This window comes from Listeria immobilis, assembly GCF_014322845.1.
GTDB classification, from domain to species: domain Bacteria; phylum Bacillota; class Bacilli; order Lactobacillales; family Listeriaceae; genus Listeria; species Listeria immobilis.
In genome coordinates, this window is sequence record NZ_JAASUA010000001.1 from 452,106 (window position 1) to 468,102 (window position 15,997).

At 36.5% G+C, this 15,997-nt stretch carries 16 protein-coding genes; 3 read left to right on the forward strand and 13 right to left on the reverse strand.

What is annotated here, in order from left to right; translation table 11 throughout:
- Position 1 precedes the first annotated feature (1 nt).
- The 4 genes from HCJ45_RS02345 to sppA all read right to left on the reverse strand — a co-directional run bounded on the left by HCJ45_RS02345 (position 2) and on the right by sppA (position 3,338).
- Entirely contained in the window at positions 2-1,021 is a 1,020-nt protein-coding gene (locus HCJ45_RS02345) for a class I SAM-dependent methyltransferase (RefSeq protein ID WP_187123912.1), read from the reverse strand.
- 189 nt (positions 1,022-1,210) lie between these two features.
- The gene (gene tpx, locus HCJ45_RS02350) at positions 1,211-1,708 is read right to left on the reverse strand and encodes a thiol peroxidase (RefSeq protein ID WP_185347343.1); all 498 of its coding nucleotides are present in this window, start codon (positions 1,706-1,708) and stop codon (positions 1,211-1,213) included.
- Positions 1,709-1,768: 60 nt separating this feature from the next.
- Complete coding sequence (locus tag HCJ45_RS02355; protein WP_185380645.1) at positions 1,769-2,305, reverse strand: RDD family protein; 537 nt, start codon at positions 2,303-2,305, stop codon at positions 1,769-1,771.
- A gap of 19 nt (positions 2,306-2,324) precedes the next feature.
- A complete protein-coding gene (sppA, locus tag HCJ45_RS02360) occupies positions 2,325-3,338 on the reverse strand; it encodes a signal peptide peptidase SppA (RefSeq protein ID WP_187123913.1) in 1,014 nt (337 codons plus the stop codon).
- Positions 3,339-3,518: 180 nt separating this feature from the next.
- Here sppA and HCJ45_RS02365 point away from each other — a divergent pair, with 180 nt between their 5' ends.
- Complete coding sequence (locus tag HCJ45_RS02365) at positions 3,519-4,322, forward strand: NAD kinase (RefSeq protein ID WP_008947953.1); 804 nt, start codon at positions 3,519-3,521, stop codon at positions 4,320-4,322.
- Between the two features lie 36 nt (positions 4,323-4,358).
- Here HCJ45_RS02365 and argF read toward each other — a convergent pair whose 3' ends face one another.
- From argF to ezrA, 8 genes are all read right to left on the reverse strand, one after another.
- Positions 4,359-5,309, reverse strand: a complete 951-nt coding sequence (gene argF, locus HCJ45_RS02370) for an ornithine carbamoyltransferase (RefSeq protein WP_187123914.1) — start codon at positions 5,307-5,309, stop codon at positions 4,359-4,361.
- Positions 5,306-6,466, reverse strand: a complete 1,161-nt coding sequence (gene argD, locus HCJ45_RS02375) for an acetylornithine transaminase (RefSeq protein ID WP_187123915.1) — start codon at positions 6,464-6,466, stop codon at positions 5,306-5,308. Before argD ends, argF begins: the two co-directional genes overlap by 4 nt.
- Complete coding sequence (gene argB, locus HCJ45_RS02380) at positions 6,466-7,215, reverse strand: acetylglutamate kinase (protein WP_187123916.1); 750 nt, start codon at positions 7,213-7,215, stop codon at positions 6,466-6,468. The genes argD and argB overlap by 1 nt, the downstream gene beginning before the upstream one ends.
- Positions 7,216-7,228: 13 nt before the next feature.
- Entirely contained in the window at positions 7,229-8,425 is a 1,197-nt protein-coding gene (argJ, locus tag HCJ45_RS02385) for a bifunctional glutamate N-acetyltransferase/amino-acid acetyltransferase ArgJ (protein WP_187123917.1), read from the reverse strand.
- A 15-nt stretch (positions 8,426-8,440) separates the two neighbouring features.
- Positions 8,441-9,472, reverse strand: a complete 1,032-nt coding sequence (gene argC, locus HCJ45_RS02390; RefSeq protein ID WP_187123918.1) for an N-acetyl-gamma-glutamyl-phosphate reductase — start codon at positions 9,470-9,472, stop codon at positions 8,441-8,443.
- 176 nt (positions 9,473-9,648) lie between these two features.
- Positions 9,649-10,860, reverse strand: a complete 1,212-nt coding sequence (gene thiI, locus HCJ45_RS02395) for a tRNA uracil 4-sulfurtransferase ThiI (RefSeq protein ID WP_185347329.1) — start codon at positions 10,858-10,860, stop codon at positions 9,649-9,651.
- 1 nt (position 10,861) lies between these two features.
- Positions 10,862-12,001 (reverse strand): cysteine desulfurase family protein, encoded by a 1,140-nt coding sequence (locus tag HCJ45_RS02400; protein ID WP_187123919.1) that lies wholly within the window; start codon positions 11,999-12,001, stop codon positions 10,862-10,864.
- A 123-nt stretch (positions 12,002-12,124) separates the two neighbouring features.
- Positions 12,125-13,840, reverse strand: coding sequence for a septation ring formation regulator EzrA (gene ezrA, locus HCJ45_RS02405; protein WP_187123920.1), 1,716 nt, complete (start codon positions 13,838-13,840; stop codon positions 12,125-12,127).
- A gap of 292 nt (positions 13,841-14,132) precedes the next feature.
- Here ezrA and HCJ45_RS02410 point away from each other — a divergent pair, with 292 nt between their 5' ends.
- Positions 14,133-14,633, forward strand: a complete 501-nt coding sequence (locus HCJ45_RS02410) for a GAF domain-containing protein (protein ID WP_185347323.1) — start codon at positions 14,133-14,135, stop codon at positions 14,631-14,633.
- 210 nt (positions 14,634-14,843) lie between these two features.
- Positions 14,844-15,446, forward strand: coding sequence for a 30S ribosomal protein S4 (gene rpsD / locus HCJ45_RS02415; RefSeq protein ID WP_003719890.1), 603 nt, complete (start codon positions 14,844-14,846; stop codon positions 15,444-15,446).
- 332 nt (positions 15,447-15,778) lie between these two features.
- Here the strand turns inward: rpsD and HCJ45_RS02420 are convergent, their stop codons facing one another.
- Complete coding sequence (locus HCJ45_RS02420; protein WP_187123921.1) at positions 15,779-15,979, reverse strand: hypothetical protein; 201 nt, start codon at positions 15,977-15,979, stop codon at positions 15,779-15,781.
- Positions 15,980-15,997 lie beyond the last annotated feature (18 nt).

Consider the following 15,997-nt stretch of genomic DNA (forward strand, 5'->3'; position numbering starts at 1 on the left):
TTTATTTTTGTCCATTCCTTCCATTATTGTTTCCTTTGAACCAATTCTCGATTTCCGCTAAAATCGGCGCAGTAACGCTTGGATCTGTAAGCGATGAGAGATTAGCCAGTAAAACTTCTTTTGGCGGCTTTACATTTTCTGCCGCTTTTCGTAAAATCAAGATGCTTTTTCGTGCTTGTTCAGACTTAAACAGTGTTTCGGGTAATTTAATAATCCCCTCGATATGACCGTTTTTCTTGATAAACTTGTCCACCTTAGCAAAGTCACTAGTCCCAAACATTGCGTCAGGTACCAAAAAGAATAAATATCCTCCTGGTTTTGTGTAGCGCATTCCTTGTTCAATGAAAAGGAAATGTGCAAATGAATGTCCTTCTTCACGGCTAAGTTCAAATGATTTCGCATTTTCATCATCCGGATAATAGCCAACAGGTAAATCACTTAATACAACATCAACTGGGTCCACTAATAAATTAGCTAATCCATCTTGATGCAGCAACGTCATTTTTTGTCGCTGTAAATCCGCCCCAACAAGTGCAAGCGAAATAAGCAAATCGTCTACATCTACACCAGTTGCATGAATCTCCATTGCTTCTTTTAGTTCCAGCTGATTTATTACTGTCGTTAAAAGATTAGCTGTCCCACATGCAGGATCCAAAATCGAAATATTTTTCTTTTTTTGAATCACTTTTTCAAGTAAATATGCCACAATAAAACCAATGGAGTCTGGTGTCATTTGGTGATTCACTTGAATACCATGTTTCATGCCTTTAAGTAGTGCCAGTTGGAGACCTTTGCGAATCTCTTCATTGGAAAAATTATCGAGCTCCAAGCTTTCATAGGACTCTTCTAATTTCGCTTGTTTTTCAGAAGACAGCTCTTCTTTTTGTAAAACTTCTTTTTGAAACAGATTTTCGCCTGTTTCATAGACCGCTTCCAAATAGCTTATTTCAAGCTCATTTTGCAAGATAATAGCTGTATTATCAAGCACTTGAAATAATTCTTGCGTTGCTTCATTTGCCAAAAGTAACACCTCGAATTTTTATCATTACTAACACCACCAAATATTATACAGTATTTAGAGAGAATGTGAAAGGATTTTCTAGTGTAAAATAAGAATTGTTTATTCTAAATATATAAAATTGATTAGTACAGTTTATTTCTAACAATAATACAGAAAAAGCCTTCCTATGAAAGGAAGACTTTATCTATATTATGCTTTTTTAGCAGCTTCAATTGCCGCTTCATAATTTGGGTGTTCACTACCTTCTGGAACTACTTCTGTATAAACTATTTCACCTGTTGCATTTACAACAAACACAGAACGAGCAAGTAAGCGAAGTTCTTTCATAATCACACCATATGCTTCCCCGAAAGAAAGATCTCGGTGATCTGATAATGTAATTGCGTTTGGTAACCCTTCTGCTGCACACCATTTTTTTTGTGCAAATGGTAAATCAACCGAAATTGTCAAAACAACGGTATTATCTAAGTTGCTTGCTTCTTCATTAAATTTGCGTGTTTGTGTTGAACAAACACTTGTATCTATCGAAGGAACAACACTGATAAGTCTAACTTTCCCGTCATAATCGTGCAAAGTTACTTCTTCTAAATCTCTATTTACTACTGTGAAGTTTGGCGCTTTATCGCCAACTTTTCGTTCTGTACCTATTAAGGTAACTGGATTATGTTTAAATGTTACTTGAGTCATTTTTCTTCCTCCTTTAATTTGAAGCTTCTATTTCATTTTAAAGAAGATAATCATTATAAGCTATTTTTTTGCTCCATTTGACCATTTATCATCTAATTCTAAGTAGCCAGTGTGTACAACTGAAGTAGACTCAAGAAAGTCAGCAATCCCTTGTTTATTTGGCGTAAAGGCACAAACTAAATATAGCGGCCAAATAGTTTTTAATACAAATCGCATTGCTCCTTCACGAAATAAAACGGTTAACCAAGATAATTTTTCCCCATCGAGTTTAATCACTCGAAGACCAAATAGCATCTTGCCAAGTGTCTGTCCAAAAAACTTAGTTAATAGAACAAAATATGCTAAAAATAAAAGTGTGATGCCAATCCAGTAAATAGAAAAAAAGCTTTTATCCATGGTGATACCTGCGACACGGAAAATCGGATTAACTAGAATGCCAGTAATCGCCAGGATTGCAACTAAATCTACTAGGTAAGCTAAAAATCGAATCCAAAAACCGGCAAAATATTGCTTTGGTATAGAGTTTTCTGGAAGTATTTTAGGCTGATAATGATAGACTTGACGTTTATTTTGAAAAGGGATATTTTCTTCCGTCATTGATACTTCTCCTCCCCTGTTATTCTCCATATAAATACATCATCCTTGGTGCTTGTAGCGTACCAGTTAGTTTAATTAGTTGTGTAATATCCGCATTTTGGCCTGCTATTTTTTGCGTGGCAACAGAGAAGAATGAATCAAAACCGGTTGGAGCATCATATTGAATAACAGATGCATTCGATAATTTTTGCTCTTTTTTAAGTGCGGCTAAGGCATCTTCTTGGTAGCCAAATTCATCAATTAAACCATTTTCTTTCGCTTGACGACCATCATAAATCCGTCCATCCGCAATTTTACGAACTTGTTCTTCGCTCATACCACGACCACTTGCAACCACATGGACAAATTCATTATACGAATCATCAATCATGGACTGCATAATTTTTTTCTCTTCGTCCGTCATTGGTCTTGTCGGGCTCATAATGTCTTTATGGGTACCACTTTTAATTGTATTGTCGGAAATCCCTAGTTTTTTCATTAATTCACTATAGTCATATCCTTGCATAATAACACCCAGAGAGCCAGTAAGCGTTTCTTTACTAGCAAAAATTTTGTCAGCTGGTGCGGAGATATAATACCCGCCTGATGCTGCCATACTCCCCATTGAAACATAAACTGGAATGGAACGTTCTTTTTTAATTTGTAAAATTTTATCGCGAATTTGTGCAGATTCCATTACACCTCCACCTGGTGAATTCACATAAAGCAGTACACCTCTAATCGAATCATCGAAACGAACTTGTTCTAATTGATCCATAAAGAAGGAATGATTATATCCTGTTTCTCCAAATAAAGAGCTGCTCTCTCCTGTATCTTGAATTGTTCCATCTACAGATAAGACTGCTATTCTGCTTGGCCCTGCGTCTTCTATAACGGTTTCAGTTAATTCATTTGTCCCTGCAAATAAAGTATCCATTACCGCCATTTCTTCCTCTTCTTCGTTTGCTAGTTGAGTTGATGTAACTTTCGCTAAAGCACTTACGATTAAAAGTGCCAAAACGATTCCTAATGCAATCCATCTTTTAGCATTCATTAATTTCTCCCCTTTTTTCATTTAAGATACTGTAATAATACCAGTATCGGTAATTTTGTACAAATATCTTTCGTAATTGTGTCCCATTTCACTTTTTTCAAGAAGAAGAAAGAAATTGCCTCTAAGTCATGTTATAATAAGTTTGTTGATTTAAAATTGTATTCTGGAGGGACAACTAACATGGCAAAAACTATTTTTTATTTTTCCTATCGAAAAACAGAAGAACTACATGCAAAAGCAAAAGAATTAAAGAAAATTACAACGGACTACGGTTATGAACTAACTGATGACTATCAAAAAGCAAATGTAATTATTAGTATTGGTGGCGACGGTGCATTTCTTAAATCAGTCAGAGAAACTGGCTTCCGTCAAGACTGTCTATATGCTGGAATTGCATTAACTGAGCAATTAGGACAATACTGTGATTTCCATATTAATCAATTAGATGAGATTATTAAAGCAGCCATTGAAGATCGCTGGTTGGTTCGTCGTTACCCAACAATTTACGGTACGGTTAATAATACCAAAGCATTTTATGTATTAAATGAATTTAACATTCGTTCTTCCATCATCCGAACACTTACGATGGACCTATATATTAATGACTCACACTTTGAAACTTTCCGCGGTGATGGTATGGTTATTTCCACACCAACAGGAAGTACAGCTTACAATAAATCAGTAAACGGTTCGATTGTGGATCCATTACTTCCATCTATGCAAGTGAGTGAGCTTGCTTCTATTAATAACAACAAATTCCGGACGCTAGGGTCTTCGTTCATACTTAGCCCAAAACGCAAACTGCGAATTGAAATCTCTTCAGAAGAAGGAAACAATGAATTTCCGATGATTGGCATGGATAGTGAAGCACTTAGTATCCAACATGTCCATGAAGTAAATTTAGAAGTTGGCGATCGTTTCATTAACATAATTAAATTGCCTAAAAACTCTTTCTGGGACAAAGTAAAACGTAATTTCCTATAAAAAATAACAGTCTGGCCAAGCTCGGCCGGACTGTTTTTATTTTGTTTCTAAAATGGCGGCAAGTAATGCTTTTTGTGCATGCAATCGATTCCCTGCTTGCTGATAAATAACCGAATGCTCACCGTCGATAATTTCCGTTGTCACTTCTTCTTCCCTATGTGCTGGTAAACAATGTAAAAAATGATAATCTGATTTCGCATATTTTGTTAACGCTGCATTCACTTGATATTTTTCTCCAAAGTCTGCAAATCTTTTCGCATTCTCCTCTTCTTGCCCCATACTCGTCCAAACATCAGTATAAATGAAATCAGCATCCATTACTGCAAGTTTTGGGTCTTCAGTAATAAAGAGTTTACTTCCTGTTTCTGCTGCTAATTTTTGTGCAGTTAACAGAATTGCTTCATCTATTTCATATCCTTTTGGCATCGCGAGGCTAATATCTAAGCCCACCATCGCACCAGCTAAAAGTAAAGAATGGCAAACATTATTTCCATCTCCAATATAAGCTAACTTCACTCCATTAAATTGATCTTTCCATTCATAAATCGTCATTAAATCTGCGAGCGCTTGGCAAGGATGATGTAAATCTGTTAACCCATTGATAATTGGAATTTCTGCATGCAGTGCGAGTTCTTCTACTTTCTGATGGCTAAAAGTTCGAATCATAATAGCATCAATATATTCTGACATTACGTGAGCTGTATCTTTGATTGGTTCCCCGCGACCAATTTGTAATTCTTTTGAGCTCATAACAATTGCCTGTCCTCCAAGCTGTAAAATTCCTGCTTCAAAAGAAACCCTCGTTCTAGTGGATGGCTTATCAAAAATCATTCCTAAAATTTTTCCACTTAAAATATGACTGTAATGAGCTGGATTCGTTTTCATTGAAACGGCAAGCTCCATCAAATCCATTAATTCAGCTTTGTTCCATTCTAGCAAACTCAACATATCTTTCCCAAAAGAGTTCGTTTTTGTATCTGTTGTCATCCCATTTCACTCCCAATCAATTGATTTTCTAATACTGTTTTAAGTATGTCTGCTGCCTCATTCATTTCCGCGTAACTTACTGTTAAAGGTGGTAAAATACGAAGAACATTAGGCCCAGCTGTTAGTATGAGCAAGCCCTGTTTCATTAAATCACTTACTACCAAATCTGCGCGACAACCCACTTCTATTCCAATAAGAAAACCTTCTCCACGGATGCTCGTTACGTTTGGCAAATGAGCGCACTTTGTTTCTAATATATCTCTGAAATAATCCGCTTTTGCTTGTACTTCTTCTAAAAAAGCTGGTTGCTTGATCGTTTCTAAAACTTCTTTTGCAGCGGCAAGTGCAATTTTATTTCCCCCAAAAGTTGAACCATGACTTCCAGGTCCAAAAGCGCTACTAAGTTCTGATTTTCCAACCATCGCTCCAATTGGCAAACCATTACCTAATCCCTTTGCTAAAGTAAAAATATCTGGATCTAAACCAATATGTTGATAACTATAAAGGGAGCCGGTTCGACCAAGTCCAGTTTGTACTTCATCAATAATTAATAATGCACCAGCTTTTCTACATAGTTGTTGAACCTCAAGCAACCATGCTGCATTCGCAGGAATAACACCTCCTTCGCCTTGAATTATTTCCAGCATCACTGCCGCTGTATTTTCATCAATAGCTGTCCGAAAAGCTGCAATGTCATTAAAAGGAACATAGGTAAAACCAGGCACAAGACCGCCGAATCCTTGGTGAATTTTTGCTTGAGCTGTAGCGGACATCGAGCCAAATGTTCGACCATGAAAAGATTTTTCGAAGGTGATAATTTTCTCTTTCCCAGTGTGTTTTCTTGCTAATTTTAACGCTGCTTCATTTGCTTCTGTTCCGCTATTGCAAAAAAATACTAATCTATCTTCCGCGCCAACAATCAGTTCGGCAACTTGATCTTGCAAAGCCGATTCATATAAATTGGATGTATGCCATATACGGCTTAATTGGTTTTGGATTGCATTAGTGATATTTTCCGGGCAGTGGCCCAAATTGCAGACTGCTATTCCGCTTGTGAAATCAAGATATTTTTGACCCGTTTCAGCTGTTACAACGGTCCCTTTTCCTTGGACTAAATCAATTGGAATTCTAGTATATGTTGGGAAGACATGTTTCATTATATCGCCACCTTACTTGTTATTTTAGTGCCTACTGATAAAAGAGAATCAGTAATAATTACTTGTTTAACCCCATTTTCTACGGCAAAAGCAGCACTTGCTAATTTTGGAATCATACCACCCATTATAATACCGGTTGTTTGTAGTTGTTCCATGTCTGAACTAGTTATTTCCGTAAGTATTTCAGATCCATTTCTTACTCCTGGAACATCTGTTAAAAGATAAAGAGCCTCTGCTTTTAATGAACTTGCAACCTCACAAGCTACCGAATCTGCATTTACATTTAACCAGTTGTATTCTTTAGTTACCCCAAGTGGCGCAATAACTGTAATCATATTTTCTCCAAGTAGCTGCTCTATTAAAGTTATTTTTACTTTGGTTATTTCACCAACAAAACCAAGTTCGCAATCACTTACTTGGACAGCTTCGAGCAAACCAGTATCTCCAGCATTTAAACCAATCACAGCCATCCCTCGTTTTTGAAAAGCTGTTGTAATTGCTGGCTGGACCTGACCAATTAATACCATTTTGGTTACGTCTAAAGTGGCTTGATTGGTAATACGCAATCCGTTTTTTGTCTCTACAGGAATGTCCATTGCTTGCATCATTTTCGATACATAATGACCGCCACCATGAACAATAACTATTTTCTTTCCATCAGCTTGCCAATGAGCGATTTGTTCAAAGAAAGCTTCTGTCAAATTATCACTTGCTACCCCACCCAATTTGATTACAATCGTATTTTCCATCTTTTTTCACTCCTTACGTCCGGTAACAAGCATTGATTTTAACATAGTCATAACTCAAGTCGCAGCCCCATGCAGTTCCTGATTCAAGACCGATATGCAAGTCCACTTCGATAACGATATGTTCTTCTTCTAAATAATCATCTAATGCTTGTTGATTAAAAATTGTTTGGTTGCTATGATTTAAAATTTCAATACCACCGATTTTAATCGTAATATTATCTGGGGCAAATCGACCACCCGAATAGCCAATTGCACAAATGATTCTTCCCCAATTACCATCACCACCAAATGCAGCTGTTTTAACAAGACTAGAGGATACTATTTTTTTAGCGATCATTCGTGCATCTTCTGTTTTTGTTGCTCCATTTACTCGTACTTCAATCAGTTTGGTTGCTCCTTCACCGTCACGAGCAATGCTTTTAGCTAAATGTTCTGTCACCGCTTGAAACATTGTTGCGAATTTTTCAAAGTCAGCCGTTCCTTCTTGGAGTAATGGATTTTCTGCACAACCATTTGCCATTACAACGACCATATCATTGGTTGAAGTATCGCCATCTACTGTTATTTGATTGAATGTTTTGTCTACTTTTACTTTTAATAATTTTTGCAATAATGGAGCTGGAATCACTGCATCGGTTGTTATAAAAGCAAGCATCGTCGCCATATTTGGATGAATCATTCCTGAACCTTTTGCAACACCTGACATTGTCACTGTTTTTCCACTTAGTTCTGTTTGAAAGGTAATTTGTTTTTGAAATGTGTCTGTTGTCAAAATAGCTTCTTCAAAATCAGCCGCATTTCCAGCCTGTTTTTCAAGCATATCAATACCAGCAATAATTTTATCCATCGGCAATAGTTCTCCTATAATTCCTGTAGAAGCCACTGCCACTAACTCGGCTGCAATCTGTAAATTTTCAGCAGTTTTAGCACGCATTGTGAGCGCATCAAGCATTCCTTGATTTCCATTACAGGCATTTGCATTACCACTATTTACAATAATTGCTTGTAAATTAGCACTACTAGCAAAAGAATCTTTTGTTACAAAAATCGGCGCGGCTTGCATTTGATTCATTGTATAGACAGCTGCCGATTCTGCTGGTTTTTCTGAATAAATCCAACCTATATCATTTCTCTTCCTTTTTAATCCAGCATGTTTTCCATCTGCGTAAAAACCAATTGGTGAGGCTATATTGCCTTTTATTTGTTTCATCGTCTTCTTCCCCCTTTATGGATAAACTGGGATAAAATTTAATCCATCATTTTCAGCAAAATTAGCGATAATATTTAGGTTTTGAATGGCTTGACCAGCCGCTCCTTTTACTAAATTATCAATAACCGAAATGATCGTGATTGTATTAGTTTTTTCATTATAGGCAAGTCCAATATCACAATAATTCGATGCTATTACTTGTTTTATAGTTGGATAGCAATCCTCTGACTGAATTCGGACAAATGGCGAATTTTCATAAGTCGTTGTATAAAGTGTATGTAATTGTTTTTTTGTTAGTGGATTTTTAGGTTTTACATAGATAGTTGTGAAAATTCCTCTTGTGATGGGGATTAATGAGGTGGAAAATTGAATAGCTGGAATACTCTCATCCCAGCTATTTAACTGTTGCATAATTTCCGGAATATGTTGATGAGCATTCATTTTGTAAAGTGTCATATTTTCATTCGTTTCTGTAAAATGCGTACTAGCAGAAGGGGCTTTCCCTGCTCCTGAAAGACCTGACTTGCCATCCACAATAATAGACGTTGGCTCGATTAACTGATTTTTCACGAGTGGGGCTAAACCAAGTAATGTTGCTGTTGCGTAACATCCCGGGTTAGCGATAAATGTTGCTGCTGTGTTTGTTTGAAATTCGGCTAAACCATATACAGCCTTAGCTAAATAATGCTCTGCTGCTGCACTTTTTCCGTACCATTTTTCATATACTTTACCGTCTTTTAAGCGAAAATCCCCTGATAAATCAATGACGTTTAAACCAGCTTCCAAATATGGCGTGGCAATATCTTTAGAAATACCAGATGGCGTTGCTAAAAAAACAGTTTCACTTTTATCTATAATTTCTGCTGGATTTAGATGATTTAAGGGGCTAGACTCTAAATTTTTTAAATGTGGATAAACATCAGCCAATGTTTTTGAGTGTGTAGAAAAGCTATGTAACGAAGCAATGTCAATCAGTGGATGATGATGAAGTAACCGAATTAACTCCAAACCACCATATCCTGTTGCCCCAATAATCGAAACTTTCATCCTAACCCCTCCCGTTAATTATTAAATGATACTTTTCATTATAATGATGTATATTTATAATGTCAAATGGTTTTTTATTAAATTTTAAAACTATTTTATGCATAAAAACAAATCATTCGTGTATATAGTATACAAAAAACCGTTTACCTTCATAAAAAAGGCAAACGGTTTTTGTTTTAAAATAAATCGGCAAACTCATCTTTGACTTGCTCCGTTTCTGCAATATTCACAGAAATGGTTTCAATTTGTTCAAGTGCTTTACTTATTAATGAATCAAAGTCAGTAAAGCTTTCATAATGCTCGATTTTATCAAGTTTTGGTTTTGTTTTTGGGGATGGTGGTGTAAAAATCGTACAGCAATCTTCAAATGGTTGTACAGATAAATGATACGTATCGATTTTTTGTGCAATTTGTATGATTTCATTTTTGTCCATTGATACTACCGGACGAATAATAGGCGTTGCTGTAACTGCATTAATAGCTAGCATGCTTTCTAGTGTTTGGCTGGCAACTTGTCCTAAACTTTCTCCATTTACAATTGCAAGGCCATTTCTTCTGCGGCGAATCTCATCTGTAATTCTAAGCATCATCCGACGAGTAACAGTCATGATGACGCTCTCCGGAATTTGTTGTTTAATGACCTCTTGAATTTCTGTAAATGGTACAATATGCATCTGCACTTGTCCGCTATATTTAGCAAGTTTTGCTGCTAAATCAATTGCTTTTTGCTTTGCTTGCTCACTAGTGTATGGGGGACTATGAAAATGAACTGCTTCGATTTCCACGCCACGTTTTTGTGCTAAATAACCAGCTACTGGACTATCAATTCCACCTGATAACATTAACATTGCTCGACCAGATGAACCAACTGGAAGACCAGCCGCACCAAGAATAGTTCGGCAAGATAAAAATACGCCTTCTTTTCGAACATCAATAGTTAGCTTCACATCCGGATTTTTCACATTAACTGTTAAATCTGCTATATTTTGAAGTACGTGAGCGCCAATTTCTTGGTTTATTTCATTAGAATCTAGTGGGAATTCACGATGACTTCTTCTTGCCGCCACTTTAAATGTTCCATTCTCTTTATGCGCATCTTGAACTAAAGCGAGTGCTGCATTTTTCACTTCTTCCAAATCCAAATCCACTCGAACAGCTGGACTAAAAGATTGAATCCCAAAAATCGGTTTTAAACGTTCTTCTGCAAGCTGATAATCCGCGCCATTTAAAATAATATACATCCGGTCGCGTTCGCCGTGTATCCGAACTTCCGGTAAATCCTTCATAGCCCGCTTCACATTTTGCGCTAGCTTTGTGACAAACTGTTTTCGGTTTTTTCCTTTTGTAGATAATTCTCCGTATCTAATTAACATTCGATCAAATTCCAATTTATTTCACCACTTTATTTAGATTTTCGATGATTTCTTGCAGTTTTTGAATAAATATTTTTGCTTCTGACAGGCGATTTTCATAAGATAAACTTACTCGAACCGCACCAGTTGCTTCTTCGTCCGTCACACCCATTGCTTTTAATGTGCTACTTGCTAATTTTTGTTTGGATGAACAGGCACTTGTTGTGGAAATGTATATATCTTCTTTTTCAAGTGCATGGACGAGAATTTCACCGCGATGTCCTTTTGCTGAAAAACAAACGATATGTGGTGCAGCAACCACCTTTTTTGTATGAACGGTCATATCGGGCATCTTTGCAATCTCCGTTAATAGAAAATCGCGAATTGTAACTATATCTGTTTGCTTTTGTTGCTGTTCTAAAGCAAGTCTTAGAGCTTTGGCAAGTGCCACAGTTCCAGCTAGATTTTCCGTTCCACTACGGTAACCCATTTCCTGACCACCGCCAATAATTTCAGGATGTAAATGCACATTTTTCCTTTTAAAAAGCACACCTGAACCACGTAAAGCATGAAATTTATGACCTGAAATAGTTAGTAGGTCAATATGATGTTCTTTTATTTTTACAGGGATTTTCCCAATTCCTTGGACAAAATCAACATGAAAAAAAGTATCTGGTCGTTCCGCTGTTAATTGACCAATTTCTCGCAGTGGTTGAATACTTCCTACTTCATTATTTACGCCCATAATGGATACTAAAATAGTGTCATCGGAAAGTGCTTGTTTTAATTCCGTTAGATTGATGACACCACTCTTATCTACTTTTAAATAGGTTACCCTAAACCCTTCTTGCTCTAGCTCCTCCATCACGAGTCGTACAGACGGATGTTCAATGCTTGAAGTTATAATATGTTTGCCGCGGTTTTGATAGCTATAAGCAAGCCCTTTAATGGCTAAATTATTCCCTTCCGTTCCACCAGATGTAAAAATAAGTTCTTCTGGTAAAACTTCTAACATCGTTGCTAGTTGCTTTCTTGAAGTATCCAGTAATTCTTTAGATTTAGCTCCAAAACGATGTAAGGAAGAAGGGTTGGCAAAATAAGTACTTGCCACTTTCGTATATGTTTCAAGCACGGCACTATTTGGCTTTGTTGTCGCACTATTATCGAAATAAATCATACAGACTAGATTCTCCTCCCCAATATTCCACTTATCATTTTATCATAATTCCATTACAATCCAACTACTATTTTCATAAAAAAACAGGATTCCTATAAAAAATAGAAATGCCTGTTTTTGTTTTTATTCAATATCATCTACACTAACTTTAGCTTCATACGCTTTTTCGACTTTTTTAAATGCACCTGTTTCTACTTTTTCAAGCGCTGTTACAGCAATTTCTAACGCTTTTTTGTATTGGTAATCATTGTAAAAGTGATTTTCAGCTTGAACTAATTCATTCGCTAGCTCTTGATTACGTAATCGGTATCGGTTAGCGTACTGGATAACATGCTCGACTAAACGAACATTTTCCATCATTTCTTCCGCTTTTTCTGTCAAATGCGTTAAATCTTCTTCAGCAACTCGCCAATCTTGACTAACAGCTTTCATATTCAAAGGCTTTTCTTCCAAACGTTTTTCTAGCGCATCAATGGACTCTCCCATATGAGCGCGTAACGATAGATACTCTTCCGGAAGTCCAGGCAAGCGTTCTCGTTCCATCTTACGGTCTAGTGTGATAATAGCCCGACGCATACGCTCTGCATCATCACGTGCTTCTAATTCATCTTTACGAAGCGAACGTAATTCTTCAGCAAATTTGTCTTGTTCTGTGCTAATAGTAATAAGTGCTGCATCAATTTCTTTTAATGTATCTTGCGCTGCTGAGTAAGCAATTTCTCCACTAGCTATTAGCGCTGTGAGTTGTTCAAAGTTCTCTTTTGCTTCACTTAATTTAGCACTCGTTTTCAAGTATATAGCTAAATCTTCTTCTCCAACGTGATAAGTTTGCTTCACTTCTGTAATTTGTTCAGCAAGTGCATCAGATACCACATTTTGACGTTGCAATTTATCTGAAGTTGGACTGTGATTTTCTTTAACGAAATGACGTGCTTCTGCTTCATGTTCCAATGTATCATAGAATAAGTCAATTTCTGTGTGCAACTCTTCTATGCCTTGCTCTGCTGCATCCAAATCTAGATTGATTACATTTTGTTTCATTTTATCCATTTGTGTCTTCATCCGAGAAATTTCTTTATCTAGTTCCATTTGAGCTAAATAATAGCCTTTACGAACCATTTCTTCGTAACCAATACGTAGTTTACTTATTTCTTCAGGTAAAATAGTATCTGTCTCATGTAATAATGAAGGAATACGATCCATTTGGCCTTCGATAACTTTCATTTCTTTTTGGACAACTAAAACAATTTCTCGGGCTTCTAAGTGATCGCCTTGGTCTGTTAATAAGTCATATTGATTTAGACTTTCTGCAAGTGTATCTAGTTTTGTTTCAACATAACTTAATGTATCACCTAGTTTAAATCCTCTTGTTAAAACTTCACGGCGAAGCTCTGCAAATTTTTCTTTGGTCATACGGCTTTCTTTTGCATTTTTTTCTTCACTAATAAGTAATTCTTTTAAACCACCAAGAATTTGATCCATTTGTTTTTCAATGACAACAAGCATTTGTTCGATATCATTTTCAACGTATGTAGCAGAACGAAATTTATAACGATCTGTATTCATCTCAGCTTCGAGTAACACTTCTTCTAAATCAGGAAATAATCTTGTTTCAATTTCGTCCCAAGATGTTCGCCATGACTCAAAAAGCGCTTCTGTTTGACCAGTAAGCTTTAACTTTTTGACTTTGGTCAGTTCATCAATCACAGGTCTCTCTCTAAGCTTAATTTTCATTTCTTCTAACTCATTTATTCTTTGGTAATGTTTTCTTTTTAATATGTAGCCTGCACCAATGACCGCAATTACTACGATAATAAAACCAATTAACATGTAGTACATCCAAAATCCTCCCATCAACGTCAACTTGTGAAAGAAAAACAGCCAAACTTGTGCTGCTCATACATTTTTTCCATTATGTACATCTTTCCATATGTAGCCTATTTTATTCTTCCTTTTTAGCTAATTATACACATCTTTTATTTTAACACGATTTGCCAAGAATTACTTGCGTTTAGCGAAAAAAATTTCAAAGCATCCTTTTTTTATTTTTGACTAAAACAAAATTCCCGAAATCCCCTACTGTTCATGCTATACTATAATCATTATTTGAAAAGAAAAGTGGGGATACTTAATGATTGAAATATCAAAAATGACTGGTTCAAAAGAAGAGAATTATGCACTCGCTTTAAAACAAGTGCAAGCAATGATTGCTGGTGAAACAAACCTTATCGCGAATTTAAGTAATGTTTCTTCTATATTAAATCAAGCGCTAACAAATATTAATTGGGTTGGCTTTTATTTACTCGAAAAAGAAACGAACCAATTAGTTCTCGGTCCATTCCAAGGTTTGCCAGCCTGTATCCGCATTCCTCTTGGTAAAGGTGTATGTGGTTCTGCTGCATCCGCTCAAAAAACATATATTGTAGAAGATGTCCATCAATTCCCCGGACATATTGCATGTGACGCTGCTTCAAACTCAGAAATCGTTCTACCACTTGTTAAAAATGGACAGCTTCTTGGTGTGCTGGATATTGATAGCCCTTCTACTGCTCGTTTTGATGAAGTGGATCAATTTTGGCTTGAGAAAATTCGTGATGCCATCGTTCACGAATTACCTAACGAAATCAATTGACAACAGACTACTAATTATACTATACTGGAAGATGTGTAAAATGCAGCTTGAGTGAAATGAATGAGTGTGTTGTTTACCCCCAGATTAATTCTGTGGTATATCGCGTAACCGGCGGCTGCTATGGTGATGGTATATGAAGGTAAACTGCCCTGATTTGGTTTTACGTCACGTTTGTTTTATACCAAAAACAAATAAAAGGAGGAGTCTCTTATGGCTCGTTATACAGGTCCAAGCTGGAAAGTTTCCCGTCGTTTAGGAATTTCACTTTCTGGAACAGGTAAAGAATTAGAACGTCGTCCGTATGCTCCAGGTCAACACGGCCCAACTCAACGTAAAAAAATCTCAGAATATGGTTTGCAACAAGCTGAAAAGCAAAAATTGCGTCATATGTATGGATTAACTGAACGTCAATTCAAAAACACGTTCAACAAAGCTGGTAAATTACAAGGTAAACATGGTGAGAACTTCATGATCTTACTAGAACAACGCCTTGATAACATCGTTTACCGTCTTGGTCTTGCTCGTACTCGTCGTGCAGCTCGCCAACTAGTAAACCATGGCCACATCACTGTAGATGGCAAACGCGTAGATATCCCTTCTTACCAAGTTTCTGTTGGTCAAGTGATTTCTGTTCGTGAAAAATCTGCTAAAAACTCTGCAATTGCTGAAAGCCTTGACGTTTCAAGCTTCGTGCCTGATTACGTAACTTTCGATGCAGAAACTCTAACTGGTTCACTTAACCGTATTCCAGAACGTTCTGAACTTGCTGCTGAAATCAACGAAGCATTTATCGTAGAATTCTACAGCCGTTAATTAGAACTAATCGCCTTGCAAATCATGACTTTTGTTGTGATTGCAAGGTTTTTTGTTGCAAAAAAACACTCGCTTGAAAAATGTAGTGAGACCCAAAAGTTAGAATAAACACCAATCAAAGAAATCTGCGTGGTATTTTTATTCAGTTATCCATCGCAGTACTGAAAAGAACTAGGTTGCTTAGTTCTTCCCCATTTAGATAGGCTTTCACTACTTTTCCTTGAATTCATCATATTTAGCCAATTAAAATACGCCTTTAAAGTTGGATTAAAAAATCTAACTTTAAAGGCGCACTACAAATTGGTATTCTTCCTCATATTACTAACTATGTCTCAGCTTGTACTACGTCGCTTTATCAGCTTCACTAACAAAATAATAATAAGTATGGGCACGAGCACCATTATAGTTTGCGCTGCACCTAAAACCAGAGCCCCAATAATAGTTGATACATTCACATCAATAATTAGCATAATATCCATAAAGCTAAGCATTATAAAAAGCGACATTGCTACAATTAAAATAGTTTTTTTCATTAATTTGTCCTCCCTCTC